Source organism: Mobilitalea sibirica, assembly GCF_015999265.1.
Classification (GTDB): Bacteria; Bacillota; Clostridia; order Lachnospirales; family Lachnospiraceae; genus Mobilitalea; species Mobilitalea sibirica.
Window position 1 is genome coordinate 1 of record NZ_JAEAGR010000012.1, and the last position, 17,485, is coordinate 17,485.

At 36.2% G+C, this 17,485-nt stretch carries 15 protein-coding genes; 3 read left to right on the plus strand and 12 right to left on the minus strand.

Annotated elements, in window-relative coordinates:
• Window positions 1-190 precede the first annotated feature (190 nt).
• Window positions 191-922 carry a hypothetical protein gene (locus I5677_RS11400; protein WP_197661722.1) on the minus strand — a complete coding sequence of 244 codons (732 nt, stop codon included), beginning with the start codon at window positions 920-922 and terminating at the stop codon, window positions 191-193.
• A 304-nt stretch (window positions 923-1,226) separates the two neighbouring features.
• Entirely contained in the window at window positions 1,227-3,887 is a 2,661-nt protein-coding gene (locus tag I5677_RS11405) for a valine--tRNA ligase (protein ID WP_197661723.1), read from the minus strand.
• A 397-nt stretch (window positions 3,888-4,284) separates the two neighbouring features.
• Here I5677_RS11405 and I5677_RS11410 point away from each other — a divergent pair, with 397 nt between their 5' ends.
• Window positions 4,285-4,422: a hypothetical protein gene (locus tag I5677_RS11410; protein ID WP_197661724.1), complete on the plus strand. Its 138-nt coding sequence runs from the start codon at window positions 4,285-4,287 to the stop codon at window positions 4,420-4,422.
• 161 nt (window positions 4,423-4,583) lie between these two features.
• Here the strand turns inward: I5677_RS11410 and I5677_RS11415 are convergent, their stop codons facing one another.
• The 9 genes from I5677_RS11415 to I5677_RS11455 all read right to left on the minus strand — a co-directional run bounded on the left by I5677_RS11415 (window position 4,584) and on the right by I5677_RS11455 (window position 14,878).
• A complete protein-coding gene (locus I5677_RS11415) occupies window positions 4,584-4,769 on the minus strand; it encodes a DUF6472 family protein (RefSeq protein WP_197661725.1) in 186 nt (61 codons plus the stop codon).
• Between the two features lie 77 nt (window positions 4,770-4,846).
• Entirely contained in the window at window positions 4,847-5,284 is a 438-nt protein-coding gene (locus tag I5677_RS11420) for a GNAT family N-acetyltransferase (protein WP_197661726.1), read from the minus strand.
• A 92-nt stretch (window positions 5,285-5,376) separates the two neighbouring features.
• On the minus strand, window positions 5,377-6,195 hold the full coding sequence (locus I5677_RS11425) for a phosphotransferase family protein (protein WP_197661727.1): 819 nt from the start codon (window positions 6,193-6,195) through the stop codon (window positions 5,377-5,379).
• 135 nt (window positions 6,196-6,330) lie between these two features.
• Window positions 6,331-7,182 (minus strand): GNAT family N-acetyltransferase, encoded by an 852-nt coding sequence (locus tag I5677_RS11430; protein WP_197661728.1) that lies wholly within the window; start codon window positions 7,180-7,182, stop codon window positions 6,331-6,333.
• Window positions 7,183-7,274: 92 nt separating this feature from the next.
• The gene (locus I5677_RS11435; RefSeq protein WP_197661729.1) at window positions 7,275-7,655 is read right to left on the minus strand and encodes a hypothetical protein; all 381 of its coding nucleotides are present in this window, start codon (window positions 7,653-7,655) and stop codon (window positions 7,275-7,277) included.
• A gap of 110 nt (window positions 7,656-7,765) precedes the next feature.
• Window positions 7,766-8,959 carry a hypothetical protein gene (locus tag I5677_RS11440; protein WP_197661731.1) on the minus strand — a complete coding sequence of 398 codons (1,194 nt, stop codon included), beginning with the start codon at window positions 8,957-8,959 and terminating at the stop codon, window positions 7,766-7,768.
• A 154-nt stretch (window positions 8,960-9,113) separates the two neighbouring features.
• On the minus strand, window positions 9,114-9,944 hold the full coding sequence (locus I5677_RS11445) for a tetratricopeptide repeat protein (RefSeq protein WP_197661732.1): 831 nt from the start codon (window positions 9,942-9,944) through the stop codon (window positions 9,114-9,116).
• Between the two features lie 19 nt (window positions 9,945-9,963).
• Window positions 9,964-11,229, minus strand: a complete 1,266-nt coding sequence (locus I5677_RS11450) for a DUF5716 family protein (protein WP_197661733.1) — start codon at window positions 11,227-11,229, stop codon at window positions 9,964-9,966.
• Window positions 11,230-11,329: 100 nt separating this feature from the next.
• On the minus strand, window positions 11,330-14,878 hold the full coding sequence (locus I5677_RS11455; RefSeq protein WP_197661734.1) for a DUF5717 family protein: 3,549 nt from the start codon (window positions 14,876-14,878) through the stop codon (window positions 11,330-11,332).
• A 292-nt stretch (window positions 14,879-15,170) separates the two neighbouring features.
• Between I5677_RS11455 and I5677_RS11460 the strand changes: the two genes are divergently transcribed.
• Complete coding sequence (locus I5677_RS11460; RefSeq protein WP_197661735.1) at window positions 15,171-16,268, plus strand: pyridoxal phosphate-dependent aminotransferase; 1,098 nt, start codon at window positions 15,171-15,173, stop codon at window positions 16,266-16,268.
• A gap of 263 nt (window positions 16,269-16,531) precedes the next feature.
• On the opposite strand, the gene I5677_RS11465 is transcribed toward I5677_RS11460, so the two are convergent.
• On the minus strand, window positions 16,532-16,771 hold the full coding sequence (locus I5677_RS11465; protein ID WP_197661736.1) for a hypothetical protein: 240 nt from the start codon (window positions 16,769-16,771) through the stop codon (window positions 16,532-16,534).
• A gap of 261 nt (window positions 16,772-17,032) precedes the next feature.
• On the opposite strand from I5677_RS11465, the gene I5677_RS11470 reads away from it, so the two are divergent.
• A complete protein-coding gene (locus I5677_RS11470) occupies window positions 17,033-17,467 on the plus strand; it encodes a MarR family winged helix-turn-helix transcriptional regulator (protein ID WP_197661737.1) in 435 nt (144 codons plus the stop codon).
• The last annotated feature ends 18 nt before the right edge of the window (window positions 17,468-17,485 follow it).

Consider the following 17,485-nt stretch of genomic DNA (forward strand, 5'->3'; position numbering starts at 1 on the left):
TGTTCAATACAATAATAATTGGTCTACCAAAAAGCTCAGGGGTTTTGCTATGGCTTATGATGATCTTCAGGAGATGTTTAACCTGAAGTACTCATAAATCTATTTACACAAAAATGTTGACACTATCACGGTTTCGGTTTCTATATCTATTAAGTATATATAATGTTACATATCTACTAACATATAGACACTATTCTATGCTTTTTTCATATCTCCAGGTATAATCAGGTATTAGCTCCTCATCTTCTTGGGGCAAGGTTATTCGAGTTAATATTTCCATATGGTTTTCTTTGATGATTGCCTTTCTGTTTTCCCAGTAATCATAATATTCTGTACTTTGATAATTATACTCAGGCCATATCATATTCCATTGATTATTCTCAAGTATCCACTTACCTCCATAGCAGGATTCCCAGCCCTGATAGATGGTACATCCACCATAATACAATTCTACAGTAGTGTCATCTACACTAAGTAAATACTCATATACATCTGCCGGAAATGATAGTAATTCAGTTACCATTTCTTTCTCTGCTTCATCGATTATAGCAATATAAATTGGCTTAAAGCCGGCAACATGAGCATTACTCTCCTCCTCAATTACTACAACTTTACCATAACTGCTTCTTTTGGTGTCAATGATTCTGAATGTCCTAAGTATACCACTTTCTTTATCTACGGCTAAGTAATAAGTATCTTCGGAGAAAAATTCATACTCAGGAAATATTAGCTGTAACATTCTTAAATCAGTCAAAGGAGAGGTGGTTTTATCTGTATGATCGGATATTTCTTCCTGCTCTTTGGTTTCGTTCTCTTTGGTTTCGTTCTGTTCTTTTGTATCGTTCTGCTCAGAAAGGGATACTAAAACAAGAATGAGTAACAGAATCAGAATAGGTATCTTTGCTCTCATTATTTTGAACATTTCAATTCCGCCTTAATTGTTTTTATATCATCTTAAATATCCCAGCTGGGTAAAATAAGCATGATCCATTAACTATATCTTATAGCTATCATTATATGAAATCAACCTATTTATTAACGATCTATTATTCTTTAATCTTATTCAAAGAAACAATTAGAGCAGTATTCATGCCTACTCTAGACTAGCTTAACCTATAAAAGCGTGTGATGAGTCATCACACGCTTTTATACCCATATATTTTTGAGGTTCTTGTTCACGCTCGTAAAATTATGCTAAAACTATCATCTTACTAACTTAATTCATCCTAATTACTTAGTTGTTCTAATCTCTCAGTAACCTGCCTCATCATATCTGTATATTTCTCTTGCTTTGCCCGCTCCTCCGCCAATTTGCTTTCCGGTGCCTTGTTAACGAAGTTTGGATTAGAAAGCATACCGTTTACTCGCTTTAATTCACCTTCAAGACGTTGCTTTTCCTTCGTAAGTCTTTCAATTTCCTTCTCGATATCAACCAGATCGGCAAACGGTATATAGATAACAGCTCCCGGAATGACTGTAGATACAGCATCCTCTGGTATACCTGCTTTATCCTTCTGAATTAAAACCTCATTCGCATATCCAAGTGTTGCAAAGAATACTTTACTTTCGGTGAAAATATCCCTGATCTTATCGTTATCGGATACAACGATAACCGTTGCTTTCCTGCTCGGAGGAACGTTCATCTCGGTACGTACATTACGTATTCCTTTCACAGCTTCCTTAATCAGTTCTACTGCTTCCGACTCCTTATCATATTCTCTGTTACTATTATATACAGGCCACTGGGAAATCATGATAGATTCCTCATTATTTTGACCGGACATTTCCTGTAAAGTACAGAAAATCTCTTCCGTAACGAAAGGCATATAAGGGTGAAGCAGTTTTAGAGAAATCGTAAGTACATGCTTTAACGTCCATAGTGCTGCCGCTTTCGTCTCATCGGTTTCACTATATAATCTGGGTTTCACCATCTCAATATACCAATCGCAGAATTCCTCCCAGATAAAATCATAGATTTTTTGAACCGCTATACCAAGTTCAAAGGTTTCAAGATTTTCCGTTGCTTCCTTAACCAGGGTATTTGCTTTTGACAAAATCCACTTATCAGCAACAGTCAGTAACTTCTCATCGATTGTTTCTCCGATGTCTGCCTTCTCCAGATTCATCATAATGAAACGGGAAGCATTCCATACTTTGTTGGCAAAGTTTCTACTTGCCTCAACTCTCTCCCAGTAAAAACGCATATCATTACCGGGAGCGTTACCGGTAACCAAGGAAAGACGAAGAGCATCTGCGCCGTATTTATCAATAATTTCAAGAGGATCGATACCATTACCCAAGGACTTACTCATCTTACGACCTTGGGAGTCTCTAATTAACCCATGAATTAATACCTTACTGAAGGGCTTTTCTCCCATCTGCTTATAACCCGAGAATACCATACGGATAACCCAGAAGAATATAATATCATATCCGGTTACCAAGACATCCGTGGGGTAAAAGTAATCCAGGTCTTCTGTCTTATCCGGCCAGCCCAAGGTTGAGAAAGGCCACAGGGCGGAGGAGAACCAGGTATCCAAGGTATCCTCATCCTGTCTCAGAGTGGTATGACCACATTTCGTACATCTGGAGGGCTCTTCTTTCGCAATAATTATTTCGCCGCAGCCGTCACAGTAATAGGCCGGGATACGATGGCCCCACCAAAGCTGTCTGGAGATACACCAGTCTCTAATATTGTCAGTCCAGTTAAAATATATCTTATCAAAGCGTTCCGGTACAAACTGGATTTCACCGGATTTTACCGCCTCTACTGCCGGTTTAATAAGTTCATCCATTTTAACAAACCACTGCTGCTTTACTAATGGTTCAACCGTAGTGTTACATCTGTCATGCATACCAACGTTATGAACATGGTCCTTTACCTTAACTAGCAGACCCAACTCCTCCAGATCCCTAACCATCTGCTTACGGGCTTCATAACGATCCATTCCTGCATATTTTCCACCATTTTCATTAATTGTAGCATCATTGTTCATTACATTGATTTCAGGCAGATTGTGTCTTTTGCCCACTTCAAAATCATTTGGGTCATGAGCAGGGGTTATCTTAACAACACCGGTACCAAACTCCTTATCTACATAAGTATCTGCAATTACCGGAATCTCCTTATTAAGTAACGGGAGAATAACCTTCTTACCAATCAGATGCTGATATCTCTCATCCTCCGGATGAACGGCTACTGCCGTATCTCCGAGCATTGTCTCCGGTCTGGTGGTGGCAACTTCTACGAAACCGTCTTCTCCGGCAATCGGGTATTTGATATGCCAAAAATGTCCTGCCTTTTCTTCATGCTCAACCTCTGCATCGGAAATGGTTGTTTGACAAACCGGGCACCAGTTAATGATTTTAGAACCCTTATAGATATAGCCTTCCTCATATAACTTAACGAATACTTCCAGTACAGCATCGGAACAGCCTTCGTCCATGGTAAAGCGTTCTCTCTCCCAGTCACAGGAGGAACCCAGTTTCTTTAGCTGGGAGATAATCCTACCACCATATTCTTCCTTCCACTGCCAAGCTCTATCAAGAAAGCCTTCTCTTCCTAAATCTTCTTTTTCAATACCTTCTTTACGAAGTTGTTCTATTATTTTAACCTCGGTTGCGATACTGGCATGATCGGTTCCCGGCTGCCACAGGGTATTATAGCCCTGCATTCTTTTAAGACGAATGATAATATCTTGCATGGTATTATCTAAGGCATGGCCCATATGGAGCTGTCCTGTAATGTTTGGCGGGGGAATCACAATCGTAAAGGGTTTTTTGCTTTTATCGACTTTCGCATGAAAATAATTCTTATCCATCCATTTCTGATACAGTCTCTCTTCTATGTCCTTGGGATCATAGGTTTTAGCGAGTTCTTTTTTCATAGTAATCTCTCCTTCTACTCAAAGTGACGGTGCTTTCGTATCGGAAATATATTTTTATTCCGGTTATAATTTTCAAGAATCACTATGCATCAATTTTGTAACGAAAGCAGTCTGTCGGTGTGAAGCGACATCCATGTCACTCACACCTAAAATGTCCCTCCATGGACATTTTCCAGACTATTCGTCACAAAATCTCTGCTAGTGCTTCTACGAAAATTATAAAGTCGTACAAATTTATTTCCGATACGCAAGCACCTGTGTATTGAGAATTTGATGAATTATATACGAATTAAATATGCATATAATCCTATAATGAAAAACTATCAATACACCGTTAGTATAGGGCGCATTTTCCTATACAATAAAAAAGGTTCTGCGTCTCAAAGGACGAAGAACCGTGGTACCACCTTTATTTATGACCATGCATCGATTAGGTAAGATGCTTTTAGGTCAACTCAATGCGTCTGTAACGGGACATCCCGGCAATTCCTACACACCACAAGGCTTCAGATATGCTGTTCAGGAGCTACCGTAGGTAAGCTTGCTTTAGACCACCTTTCAGCCGGTGAGTGGCCCTCTCTGGTAAGCGGATCTTATCTATCCCTCTCCATCATTACATTTACCATATGAAATATTAGTTATATACTATGCAAAGATTTTCATAATGTCAAGTGTTTTTTCGATTTATAATTAGTATTATATCTGTTTTCTTACAATTTTATAATCATCACTTTGTTGATAATAGGGGCAATTATAGAATGTATTTCGTAAAAACTGAGACATTTCATCCTCATCTAAATTGGCCTGGCATACATAACAGTCATAGTCTTCATCGAAGTAATAATTATGACAGCTTTCACAAATTGTTGTATTATTTATCATATTATATATTCCATTCTTTTTTTGTAAATATAAAATTCATTCACTATGCGTCATCTAGTGATATCATATGTTGTCTTTTATAGCTGTTTCGTTAGTAAAATCTCATCATAAAACATTTTTCCGGTGTTGACAAATCCTAAGTCTTCATATAATTTTAATGCCACCTTATTCTCAGGTTCTACACTGGTGTAAAACAAAACATTTCCATGGCGTAGTTGAACCAGATCAAGCAGCTGTAACAAAGCTTCTCTTCCATAACCCTTTTTCTGATGTTTTTCATCTATCATTAAGCGGCACATACCCCACAGTTGAAGCTCATCATCATAGTCATACATCATAAATCCTACCATCTCATCTTCCTTATATATAGCTAAGGGATATAGATTCGCTTCATAAGCCGCTTGCGCAAGGGAAAATGCATTTGGCGCAACATAGCTCTTTTGACTGTCATGAACTTTTAGGTTAACACAGGCGAGCCAGTTATCCGACGTAATTTCTTTTAATTGAATGTTCATATTTTATCACTCTTTCCTCCACATTAATACTCAGCTTCAAATACGTAGATTAACGTAGAATCCATAATACCCTTTCTTCTTCTAGATTTTGGCTATTTATCTATGTACTTTCTTATAATATCTAATAATTTCTCCTTCTCCTTTTCCGGTACCCATTCACTCAGACGTGCAGCTGCCACCGGGATCTCCCATTTTTTAATATCTTTCATAGTAAGACCGGAAATTCTTAGATATTCTTTTCTATAGTTTTGATATATCCAGTTTTGAAGTAACTTAATAACATATCCAACAACCTTGGATATTCTGGGAACCTCAGCATATTTTAACATTAGACAGGTACGGGCAACATCAGCTTTGTAATCACCTACACAGGCTGTCATCCAGTCAATAATATATTTTCTTTCCTTATTAATAATTATATTATCAGGATGAAAATCAAAATGACATAAGAAATTCCCCTCCGGCAAGGTATCGATGTACCTAAAAATCTTTTCTTTGTCTGAATCAGACAGCTCCGTTACCTTTTTAATTTCAAACCTTAGTTTATCCTTAACAGAATAAATCTGAAAATCTACTTCTTGTTGAATTTCTTTATGGTAATGTGCTAATAATTTTGCTTGTTTTCGAACCGTCCATACTTTTGCCAACATGCATTTGAGCATAGTGATTCCGTCTACTTTTTCGTATATTGCTCCTATCCTTCCATCGGTATGAACGACTTCATAAGCTTTAGGGCAAACTCCTAATAAACGGCTCACATTTTGTGTAACGTAAAATTCATGTTCGCATGCCTCCTTGGGTATACCATCACGATAAAGCTTTAAGATCCTATCCGGAGGTATCTCATATATTTCAGCCGTATTACCTTGACCGATTAATCTACCTTTTTCTACTTTATTACTATTCTCCATAATTACCTCTCTGTGTATATTATTTAATACATTGGCCCTGTACAGAATGAACTACAAGGCTCTTTTGCATTATTTTCATCTCTTTGTTATCATTATTGAGTAATGAAATCCATTCCATAATTCTCTATATTCCTGTTAATCATCCAGTCTTTTCTTACCAAACCAATACCATAGGATTGGTTGATAGCCCAATTTACTATACCATTTATCTAAATAGGTATAATGAATGTAGGATTCATCGCAACCGTTCTTTCTCAGTTCATTGGTTCCATGGGCAACCATCGCAAGGCCTATTCCACAACTTCTTTTACTGGGAATTACTCCGACACAACCAAACATTCCTACTTTATTGTAACCATTACTACATAGGGTTGTATCATCAAAGCTTAATATCGTAAACCCTACACAGGTTCCGTGCTCCATTGCCACATAAATAGGTAAATCATATTCAAAATATGTAACCCAGTCTTCCTCCACTTCTTTTACAGCCTTAAGAAGTTCGGTCTTATCTTTCTTCGTCCAATATTCAAAGGATATATTTTTAGGATATAGCTCTATATTTAAGTGTTCCAGATTATAGTTTTTTAATTGCATAACCATCTCAAGACACCCATTATTCGCCGTATAACCAAACTTTTCAAAGAAATAATTATGTTTCTCTTGCCATTCTTTTTCTGTCGTGGGTGCACCGAGAAAAAACTTTGACGACGTGTCTCCAAGAACGATTGTATTATATCCTTTCCTCTTAATAAGCTCTTCACTTTCCAGTAAAAGATGCCGTCCATAGCCCCTGTGCTGATATTTGGGAGCTACACATAGCAATAGAATGTTGTTATCTCGTACAGCCGAAAAACCGATCAGAATATTATCCTCATGTTTTGTTATAATATTACAATTCTTATAATCAAACAGGGAATAAAAAATATCCTCTGTGATGGGAATACTAAAAAAACACTCTTTAAAGAGATTGAATATTTGACTTTTCATTTCTATCCCTCATAACCGTATTATAGATCCATATCCAAAATGTGAGAATTGGGCTTTGACCACTGGAAACACAAATTGATATATCGTGTATTTTACCTAATCTTACAACGATTGCACAGCCTACCGCTCTTTATCTTTGTTCCGCATTTTTCACAATTAAACCAGGCATCCTTTGACTCTTCTGAAAATTCTAAACGGTCCTGTCTGACCCATTCTAATAGTTTGGTTGGTGCTACATCATTCACTTCTGATATCTGGACTATGGTCGCCCTCGGATGAGTCATTATATAATCTCTTACCTGCTCAAATTTCTCTTCATCCTCCTTCACCAGTGGTGTTAAGGTGGCTTTCATATGTTTATTGTTTTGATCCTGTTCTTCCTTGGGTATCAATTTTAAGCAATCCGGACATAAATCGGGCCCATAGATATATTTAAACAGTCTTCTACAATTTTTGCAAACCTTTACTTCCATTCTGTCATCTCCCTGTTTTTTACAACACGTTGTTCTGGTTTTACATGTTATTATCCTTACTTGTTTTTATTTATTATAAATAAACATAAGACCTTTTTTATTATATGATACTAATCCTCTAACGATATATGATATCCTTGTAAGAGATACCCCACCTCATCTATGCAATCCGGGTATGCCTTTAATGTTTTCTTTATAGAATGAAGTGCTTCCTCTTTTTGCTTTGTGTTGGTATCCATGCCTTCTCTTAGTTTTTGTCTTCGTACATTAAGTCTGTGTCTGACCTCTACCATCTCTCTGTTATCTAAGATAGCTGAGGGTTGATAAATCCATATCTCTGAATCTTTGATATGAAACTTTTTCAATTCCTGAATCAATTGATTGTTATAAAACTCTAATAGCTCTGTATTGTTTTGATATCTTCTGGTCTCATCTTTTATCCTTACGTATTCTTCCCAAAGACTTTTTAAATGTTCATAACTATCCACCATATATTTGCTATAGCTATATTCTAGAAAGTTTCGGTTATTAACCGATTTAATCTTCACCTTATTCATTAGCATAATCTGTCTATTTTGTTTTATGCCTATCACTTTGAGATCATGGGTATTCTTTCTTGTCTCCATAAAAATGTAAAGAGAAGATGCCATTCCCATTAATACGGTCAGCAAAAACGGTAATGTAAGGTTAGCCTTTGTATAGTTTGACAGCAAAGCAAAAAAACCAAATAATAAAATGACGATAACAAATGTTGTAATTGAAATCCCCTTCAAATAACCCTGTTTATTAATAATATCTTTCTCTGCCTCTTGTAGCCCCTGCTTTTCCTTATCAAGATATTCGATATCCTTTTGAATCACTCCCTGGTACTGCTCACTTTCCTTTAGTGCGGCAAGTTCTTTCGGAATCTGCATTTCATATCGCTCCAGCATCCGGTATTGAATATCTGAGATATTAGAGCTTTTCTTCTGAAATTTAGAGCGTTCCTTGTTCAAATTAAAAATTTGACGGGCAGCATCCTCTAAAAGCTCTCTTTGCTCGGAAGGAATTAAATCTATCTTTTGCATATCCGTCAGATAGGAGGTAACTGCCTGATATTCTATCTTCGCTTCCTCAATACGGCGCTCACTTTCCGTAATTAATTCACAATTATCTTTAATGAACGTAATTCGATCGGATTTCGTACCCAAGCTTACAGACTTTTTTCCGTCCCTTGTTAAGGCAGTTAGCTTCGGCTCATTCTGCCCAATATCTTTTTGTCTATTTCTTGCTTTTTTAGACGAAAACAATCCCATGAATCCCATATTTTTCTCTCCTGTACCAACCATTCTTTGGTTTTTTAAAGTCTTTTTAATTCTGTCAAACAGATACTTCTATCATGCGATGAAATTACTTTTTTGTTTAATAATAGGAGTTGCACATGCTGATTTTATTTAAGCCACTTCATAAAGCTAGGCCTTAGCTATTTCTGACCAGGGACATCCAACGTTCCAATATTCCTTCTGCTTTTTGATGAAATTCATGTATTTTACCGGCTATCCTCAAGTTCTTTAAGTGCTTGATTTCATCCATCATATCACTTTCATTCGCTTCTTCAATCTCCCTATCCATCTTTTTTAGTAATTCTTCCTTTACATCATTACTTATCTGATACTCTTCACATTTTTTACAAAATAGATCTATGTTATTACTAAGTCTAATAGAGTAAAGATAATGTAGCAGGGTTTTTTCCCTATTATTTCGCTCATAGGCTTCCCGAAAGATATCAATTGCCTCCTTGCTACCCTTACTATGTATTATGGCAACCGCCAGATTATGCAAAATATCCCCGTATTCCTCCGGCGTAAGGCCTATCACTTCATCGGAGTTTAAAATTCTTTCATATTCACCTGCCGCCTCAATATATTGTTGATTTTTAAGGTAGCTGTTCGCCCGAATGAAATTCCTCTTTACCAGGGGCATATCTGCAATTTCATCAACCATTTTTAAGATGCTTTTAATCTCATATTCCGAATAATAATCCGCACTACAAAGAATCGCTGTTACCAATGTTTTCAAATCTGCGTTATTCTCTCTTAAAACCCGTAGCTTCTCTGCCCGATGAGTTAAGTTGAGCTCTGCACCAATCCAATCAATAAGAGCCTCAGAAAACATATCCTTATCTATAAAATAGATTTGCTTCCAGATATAATAGCATAGCTCTTCAATGGAATAGATACGGATACCGGTTGTTGTAAAAACATATGGTCTTGTTGTTCTTAAACCGCTGCAAAGTATCATCTTGCCCATACTTAATTTCCTCTCTTCATCAGATATCTAATAGATATTCCCAAGTAAGTCCGCTCGGAGGATAAAGATCCCCAAAACCCAGATCAGTTACCCTGATTTTAACTTTGGATTTATCAATACATGTCAAATTGATTTCCATTCTGGTCATTCTATTTGGCCTGTCAGGAAGCTTCGTAATCTGAAATCGTTCCCGTCTTATCTCTCTGGTCATAATATTACGAAATACAAATTCCAGCTCCGTTTCATCATCCGGTATTACCTCAATGGTCTGATCAATATCATACCATGGGATTGCTGCATCAGTTAAGGCAATCTCCTTCATAGAGGCATCAGAGTAAACTCGTATCCATACCGAACTTACAATCATCTCATCATTTAACAGAATGAAATCACTCAGTTTACAATCTCCAACCAGCTCCTTTGCCGCAAAACATGCACCCTTTGTATACAAATTATGTCCTAAGAATACTCTTCGACCTGTGCAAAGACTTTTTATTACCTCATCGGCCCAATTACCTTCAAATCCCTTACCGGTAAAATAAATCGTTGAAATTATCTGTTTATGTAATACATTATTCACTATATTTTCAAAGATATAGCTTATATTTAAACCATTTTCCTTTAGCATGGAATAGCTTAAGGTATCTGTAAACTCTTTTTTTTCCATACCCGCAATCATAGGTGTTACCCTACGATTAATACTGATTTGGTAATAATTTAAGCTGTTCTCATTAAAATCAAATAAAGCTACATCATTTACCCATAAGGAACGGTCCTGACTTAATGCAAAATACATATAGGCGCTGGCATGGCTCATGATAACAGCCCTGTCCTTTAAAATACCAAGTATCGATAATGCTTCATAGATACCTTCCACTACAACAGGCTCCATCTCACGAACTGTTATAACCAATTTTGTAATCGTATCTGTCGGAAAATAATTCTTAATCAGAGTTAAAGTCTTTCTTAGGAATTTTTCCATAAGATCCACACCGGATAACCTTTGTTCATAAACTTCAATCTGTTCTTTGTTACGAAGTCTGGAAATAAGCCCATCGATAAGGATACCCTCGTCATTTAAGGAACCGTTAATTGCTTCTTTACCATAATACCACAACCTTGTATCATTTTTTATGAAGAGGGCTGTTGGTATCAGGCTACTTTCTTCCTCTCTTTCATTTTGACAGATCGGAATAGGTTCAAATGTTTTATAACTATAACAACTTATTTGAGAAAAATCTTCACACAAATCATAGCCTACGATTAATTTTCTTTGAGTTTCCATACTAATCTCCATTCATCTTACACCGAAACTTTAGTCCTTAACACAATATCTGCAAATCGATTTCTTGAGTTATCTAACATATATTGAATCTGGACATCCGCTAATTTAGGGGTTCGAAATTTTTGGATATGATATATTCTGATTTAATATAATTCTCCATTAGCTCCAGTAATGTCATTTCATCCTTCATTTCCATTGCCATAAGCATTAAATTGATCTGATTAAATTTTGACTCTTCCTCCTCAGGTACTTCTTTGTCGTAATGTACATGAAAACTCTCCGTAATTGTCACATCATCCTCTGATTCCTCGGTGATATAGTATTGCAGTACTTCATTATAAAAGAGCATAAATTCTTTTACATGTATCCCAAGAAAAACATTCGGCAACCGTTCCGTAATATAATCATTTTCGCTATCATTTCTCAATATTCGATAATGAATATAAACCTGTTTTTTAATATCTGTTTTATACTCAATGTAACACTTATTTATGATCCGTTCCGGTAGTTTAACAAACTTCTCAAATTCAGGGAAGAAGGGCAATACAATACCCTTTTTCTCCAATCTATGTAGATGAAAATCTATGAAGCTAATATCTGTTTCTGAGAGTTCTTGATTTTTTGCATTATATTTTAGCCAAGCAAAAAGACAGATGTCATTTTCTTCATAGTTTATCTCCCGTCTCATTATAGGAAACAGCTCTTCATTGATCACCCTGTCATGCACCAGATATTTATAAGCATTGTAAGTAAGATAAGCCTTAACAAGAATCCGATTCGATACATTCTTATAATATTCTTGAAAAACCATAAAGCTATCCTGAACATAGCTTTCAGCGAACAGCATATGAACTAATAATCTCTCCTCCAGTTGATGGGTCTCCATCTCAAAACCTTTCGCCGCTTTCCATATGGTAAACATAGCGGCAGTGGGACCATGATAATAAGCTACAAGATATTTTAAGATAGTATCATCATACTTACCATGGATAAATACATAGTGACATAGATTTAATAGAATATCCTTTTTAGAATCCATCCCGGTGTGGGTTAACCATCCGGAACACAGCTTAACCAGACGGTTTACTGCAACTCCCTCAAATCCAAAAGTTTCTAAGGCCTCCAATGCTTTATCATAGTGTCCCCGCATAACCATATATTCTAAAAATTTAATCCGTTCTTTTGTTTTAATCTTGTTTAAATCAAGACTTAACAGATACTGTTCTAATAACTCTTCATTATAATTTTCAAAATAGTATTCTATTAATGTCATCAAACAGCGTATAACATATGCTTCCTTTAAGCCATCAATTTCTAAAACCTGCTTTCGTAAAGAAATTGCATGATCCGTTAATACCCGGTTATTGTGATATCTTTCAAAAAGATGTAATAGAAGCATTGGATGATTGCAATAAGGGGCAATACAGTCTTCATAATCCTCCGGTGGTAAAAACGATTTCATCTTATAATCGATGGAAGCTGTATATCGGTTTCCAAAGGCATCAGTAAAGAAAATCTCCGCATTCTTATTAAACAAGGTAATGATTGCTTTCCCATGTATTAAGGGTTGGCTATCTTCCTCATCTAATTCCTTATGAAACACGGTAACTCCTACCATATTGGGATTCGTACAAACCAGCTCATGTTTGAACATGATATGAGGAAGAAGATTGGCCACCTCTGCATCCACCCTTTCCTTATCGATGAACTCCTTATATAAAACAGCCAAATCCCTGCTTATGTTATGCGCCTCCAGTTGTTTTCTCGCAAATACCTCCATCTTTTTATAATAAGAACGGTAGATAGCTTCAATATTATCTTTATTTTTTATAATATTTGCATATAAGAATGCCAACTTTTTTTCGTTAATATTGCTGTTATAAATAAAGTAAAGCAGTACCGGTTGCGCCAAAGTTACTTCGGCCTCATCATCAATTGAATACATATAATATTCATAAAGTTCCGTGATACGAAGTTGTTCTTCTACCCCAAGCCGATACCATTCAAAGTATTTTGACGACCTTTTTAATCCTTTAATTAATATGCAGCATATGGCGGACAGTATCTCTGTATCTTTATACTCCCGGTATAACCTTGTTAATCCTTTAAATATAACCGGATGAAAATTTTTCAACTTATTTGCCAGATAAGTATATTGTTTTACTACCTCCGTGGAAAGGAGCTTGTATTTAATTCCAAAGTTCAAAGCCTGAATCTCAAAATATCCTAATCCCCGCAATTGAAACGGTTCTTCGTTATAGATACAGACTGCTTCAAAATACAGGATAGGACTATGGCATCCAGCCACCAACTGTTCCTTTATATCTGCTAATTTAAGGCTTTTATTCTTATCATAGCGTTTATCCGTATAGAGTAAAAACCACAAAATTCTCCAATCAAAGTTTCCACTGCTATAAAATCTTCTAATGGTATCTGTAACATAACGAATCGTATCTTCATCCTTATGATAAAGTGCATCCAAATACAAATAAGCACAATACTCTACAGTCGATTTTTTACGTAGGATCACTTCATTCTTAGCTAATTCCTCAAGCAGCTGACCTGCTACTTTGCTTTTCCCGGAGATAATCGCTAGATGTATCTTCATAAGGCCGACTAAATTACTATCTTCCCTTACAGTTATCTTCTCCAATAAATCCTCCGTTTTTACCAGATAATCCGTTAAATGTATCCGTTCAGTTCGAAAATCCAAATAATTTTTCGTTAGCAGATATTCCATCTGCCGTATGGATCTATGCTCCTTATTATCTTCTCCACCCTTGTGGTAGCTGCAAACCACATCAACTATAATTGTCTGATGGACTGTCTTGATCCATATTCGCCCATAATTTTTACCGGGTCTCATAAATTCCGGATTTAAAACATAGGAAATCTGGTGTGTATTCCCTATGAATCGGTCGGCCCATACGAATTTTTGTTCTAACTGAATAAAGGGTACATCTGTACTTACCCTTATCTCCGCATAGCCCCAATGATCTTTGGTTAGGATAAGCTTGTCCATCAATTCATCTTCATTCACACTGTACTCTACCAAAGTTTTGTCTATGCTTAAAAATATCTTTGATTTTTTATGTATCGCAATTAGAAATTCCTCTAAGGCTTGGCTGGTTGAAATGCTTTTTACAAGGTTTTTATAAGTTACTTTATATTTTTCATCATCCCGTAAGATAACCCTCTCAAAATCCTCACTGCGAAATACTTTCTTCGCTTCCGTCCAATCCATCCTTGCCAAGTTGGTAAATTGAAACAAATCTCCTACCTTACCGACGGAGGTTAAGCAATACGGTGCTTCCACATGAACTGAAAACGGTAAGGATCGTTCTCCGCAGTCGCTAATAATATTAACTTCACCTTTTATTGTATCTCCCGGATTTAAATAAGCTGCATTTAATTGATAAGTGAGCGTATTGATGGCCCCGATAAACGTATTGTTCTTCAAAGTAAAAAATCTACTGGAGGAGTATACAACACCTTTCATCTTTCTGTTAATGCTATTACTGATTGTAAAGCTGCCTTCATATGACTTCCCTGACTCGACATTTATCCTGATTTCCTCCACAGATAAATTAATATAAGGCTGCTCGTATTCAAATTCCCCGTTTGACAAACGCTCAATCTTTTCCTTCAATCTATCACCCCAGCTTAGTATTATTGCAATTTAAATAAAATCGGATATAATAGAAACAAGACTTATAAACCAAAATATAACTTGTTACGAATAATTATAATCGAAATCCCTAAAAAAATCTAGTCTATGGAGCCTTTTTTTGGCAGTATTAACAGATATACACTCCATAATTACGCATGAATTCATCGTTATTTTTATTTTCTAGGAATAAGGACCTATCTTAATATCTAACATTCTAACAACCATTAAGATAAAAAGACAGATAAAATCAGTATTATCGGAAAGGAGCATTATGATAAGACATACGGATCATTTTCACGGAAGTGATTTAGAAACAATAGAAAAGGTATATGGTATAAAGAAGGAGGAAATTGTAAGCTTCTCTGCGAATGTAAATCCTCTTGGTATTTCCCCGAAACTAAAAGCTACTCTTTCAGAGCGAATTGATGCAATCATGAGCTATCCTGACAGAGATTATACTTCTTTGAGAAACAGGATAGCTGAATATATAAGAGCGGAAGCAGATGATATTATTGTAGGAAACGGTTCTACCGAGCTAATCTCTTTATTTATACAGATCAAGCATCCAAAGAAAGCATTAATCGTAGGCCCCACTTACTCAGAATATGAAAGGGAAGTAGCCCTGGGAGGAGGCAGTACTCTTTATTACCGTCTGGAGGAAGAAAATGATTTTATTCTTGATATCCCCTCCCTTGATAAAGAACTGACCTCGGATGTTGAACTGCTTGTAATCTGCAATCCGAATAACCCAACCTCTTCTGCCATATCAAGAACTGATATGCGAAAAATTCTTGACATCTGCAAAAAGAAAGGTATCTTCGTGATGGTTGATGAAACCTATGTTGAATTTGCTGAGGATATTCGGGGAATTACATCTGCTCCTTTAACCAATTATTATAATAACCTGATTATACTTAGAGGCATTTCCAAATTCTTTGCCGCCCCCGGACTGCGCCTCGGTTATGCAATCTGTGGGAATGCCGATCTGTTAAAGGAAATGAATCAAAGAAAAAATCCATGGACGATAAACAGTCTGGCAGCGATCGCCGGAGAGATTATGTTCGCTGATGAAGCATACATTAAGGAAACCAGAACGCTAATTGCTAATGAAAGAAAACGTATCTGCTCTATCCTAAAGACAAATAAAAATGTAAAATGCTTTAATCCGATTGCAAACTTTGTATTGGTAAAAATACTAAAAGATGACATAACCTCCCTTGATTTATTCGAAGCAGCCATAAGAGAAGGGCTCATGATCAGAGACTGCTCTACCTTCCCATTCTTAAACAATAAGTATATCCGCTTCTGCTTTATGACACCGGAGTTAAATAATAAGCTACTTCAGGTATTGCTGGAGGTACTGAAGTAAATCTATCTCCAAGTAATCGGAAGAGGCTGTTTCATATTTTAGTTCTGTGTAAAGATAAGACAGAACATTGGAGGCACCACACACACTCGTTGGAGGACACATCCCCTATTTTGTTTGCCTACTTCGTACATTAATGTCCGCATTAGGCAAAACAAAACAGTGAATATGTCCGCCAAATAGTAAGGTGCCCCCCCATATTCTGCCTTATCTATATCGTTTTCTAAGCATGAAACAGCTCTGTTAACCGTTTCTAAGATTTGCAGCTAGTACCATCTTTCTTTATAGAAGAAGCTGAATTTCACATTCTTATGTTCTAAGGATGTATGATTCTCTATTCTGTAATAGACTCTAAATATCTCTTCTCTTGCCAAAACCTTATCAATTCTTGTTACGCATCCATTCAAACTCTCAATATGGTTATGTATCTTTCTTATACACCTTCTTACTCTCCATAGCTTTTCGTATACAAATACCAGCAACAAAAATACAATGACCCATAGCATATCATACACCTCTCTCCTATCTTCCGTGTAATTATCTTGTTATATCTAAAGTCATTATTTCTATACAATTATTTCCACATTATTATACACAAGATATCTTCTCCATTCAATGATAATCCGGTGGGTTTGTACGATTTATTAAAATAAAATTAAATACTCTTTTTTTATTAAATCTTTATTGACTTAATATACCATTGTGCTATAATACAAAATCATTAGGCACCTAATTAATTTGTACATAAACTATAAAGGAGATGCAGCATGGAACAAGAAAGAGAGGATATTAAGAACTTTATTGATGCATTCTCGGAGGTAATTAAGTTAATTCATCAACGCTCCTATGATAATCTGGATGAGCTAAAGCTTTATCCCGGGCAGGCGAAACTGCTGGCTTTGATTAAAGAACATGAAGGAATTACCCAAAAGGAACTCTCAGAGAAGAATTTTGTTAAACCTGCCACCATAACCGGAATGTTGAATAAATTAGAGGCGAATGGGCTGGTTAAGCGTATACTTGACGAAGAAGACAAACGTATTATGAGGGTCTATCTTACTGATGATGGCCAAAGATTAGCCAAAAAGGGTAAAGAGTTTCTATTCAGTCTAACAGGACAAATGCTCAAAGGATTTACCGAAGAGGAAGTAAAATCCTATCTTATGTTATTAGATAAAATCAAAAGAAATTTGCAGGAATAGCCATGAAATAAACACAGC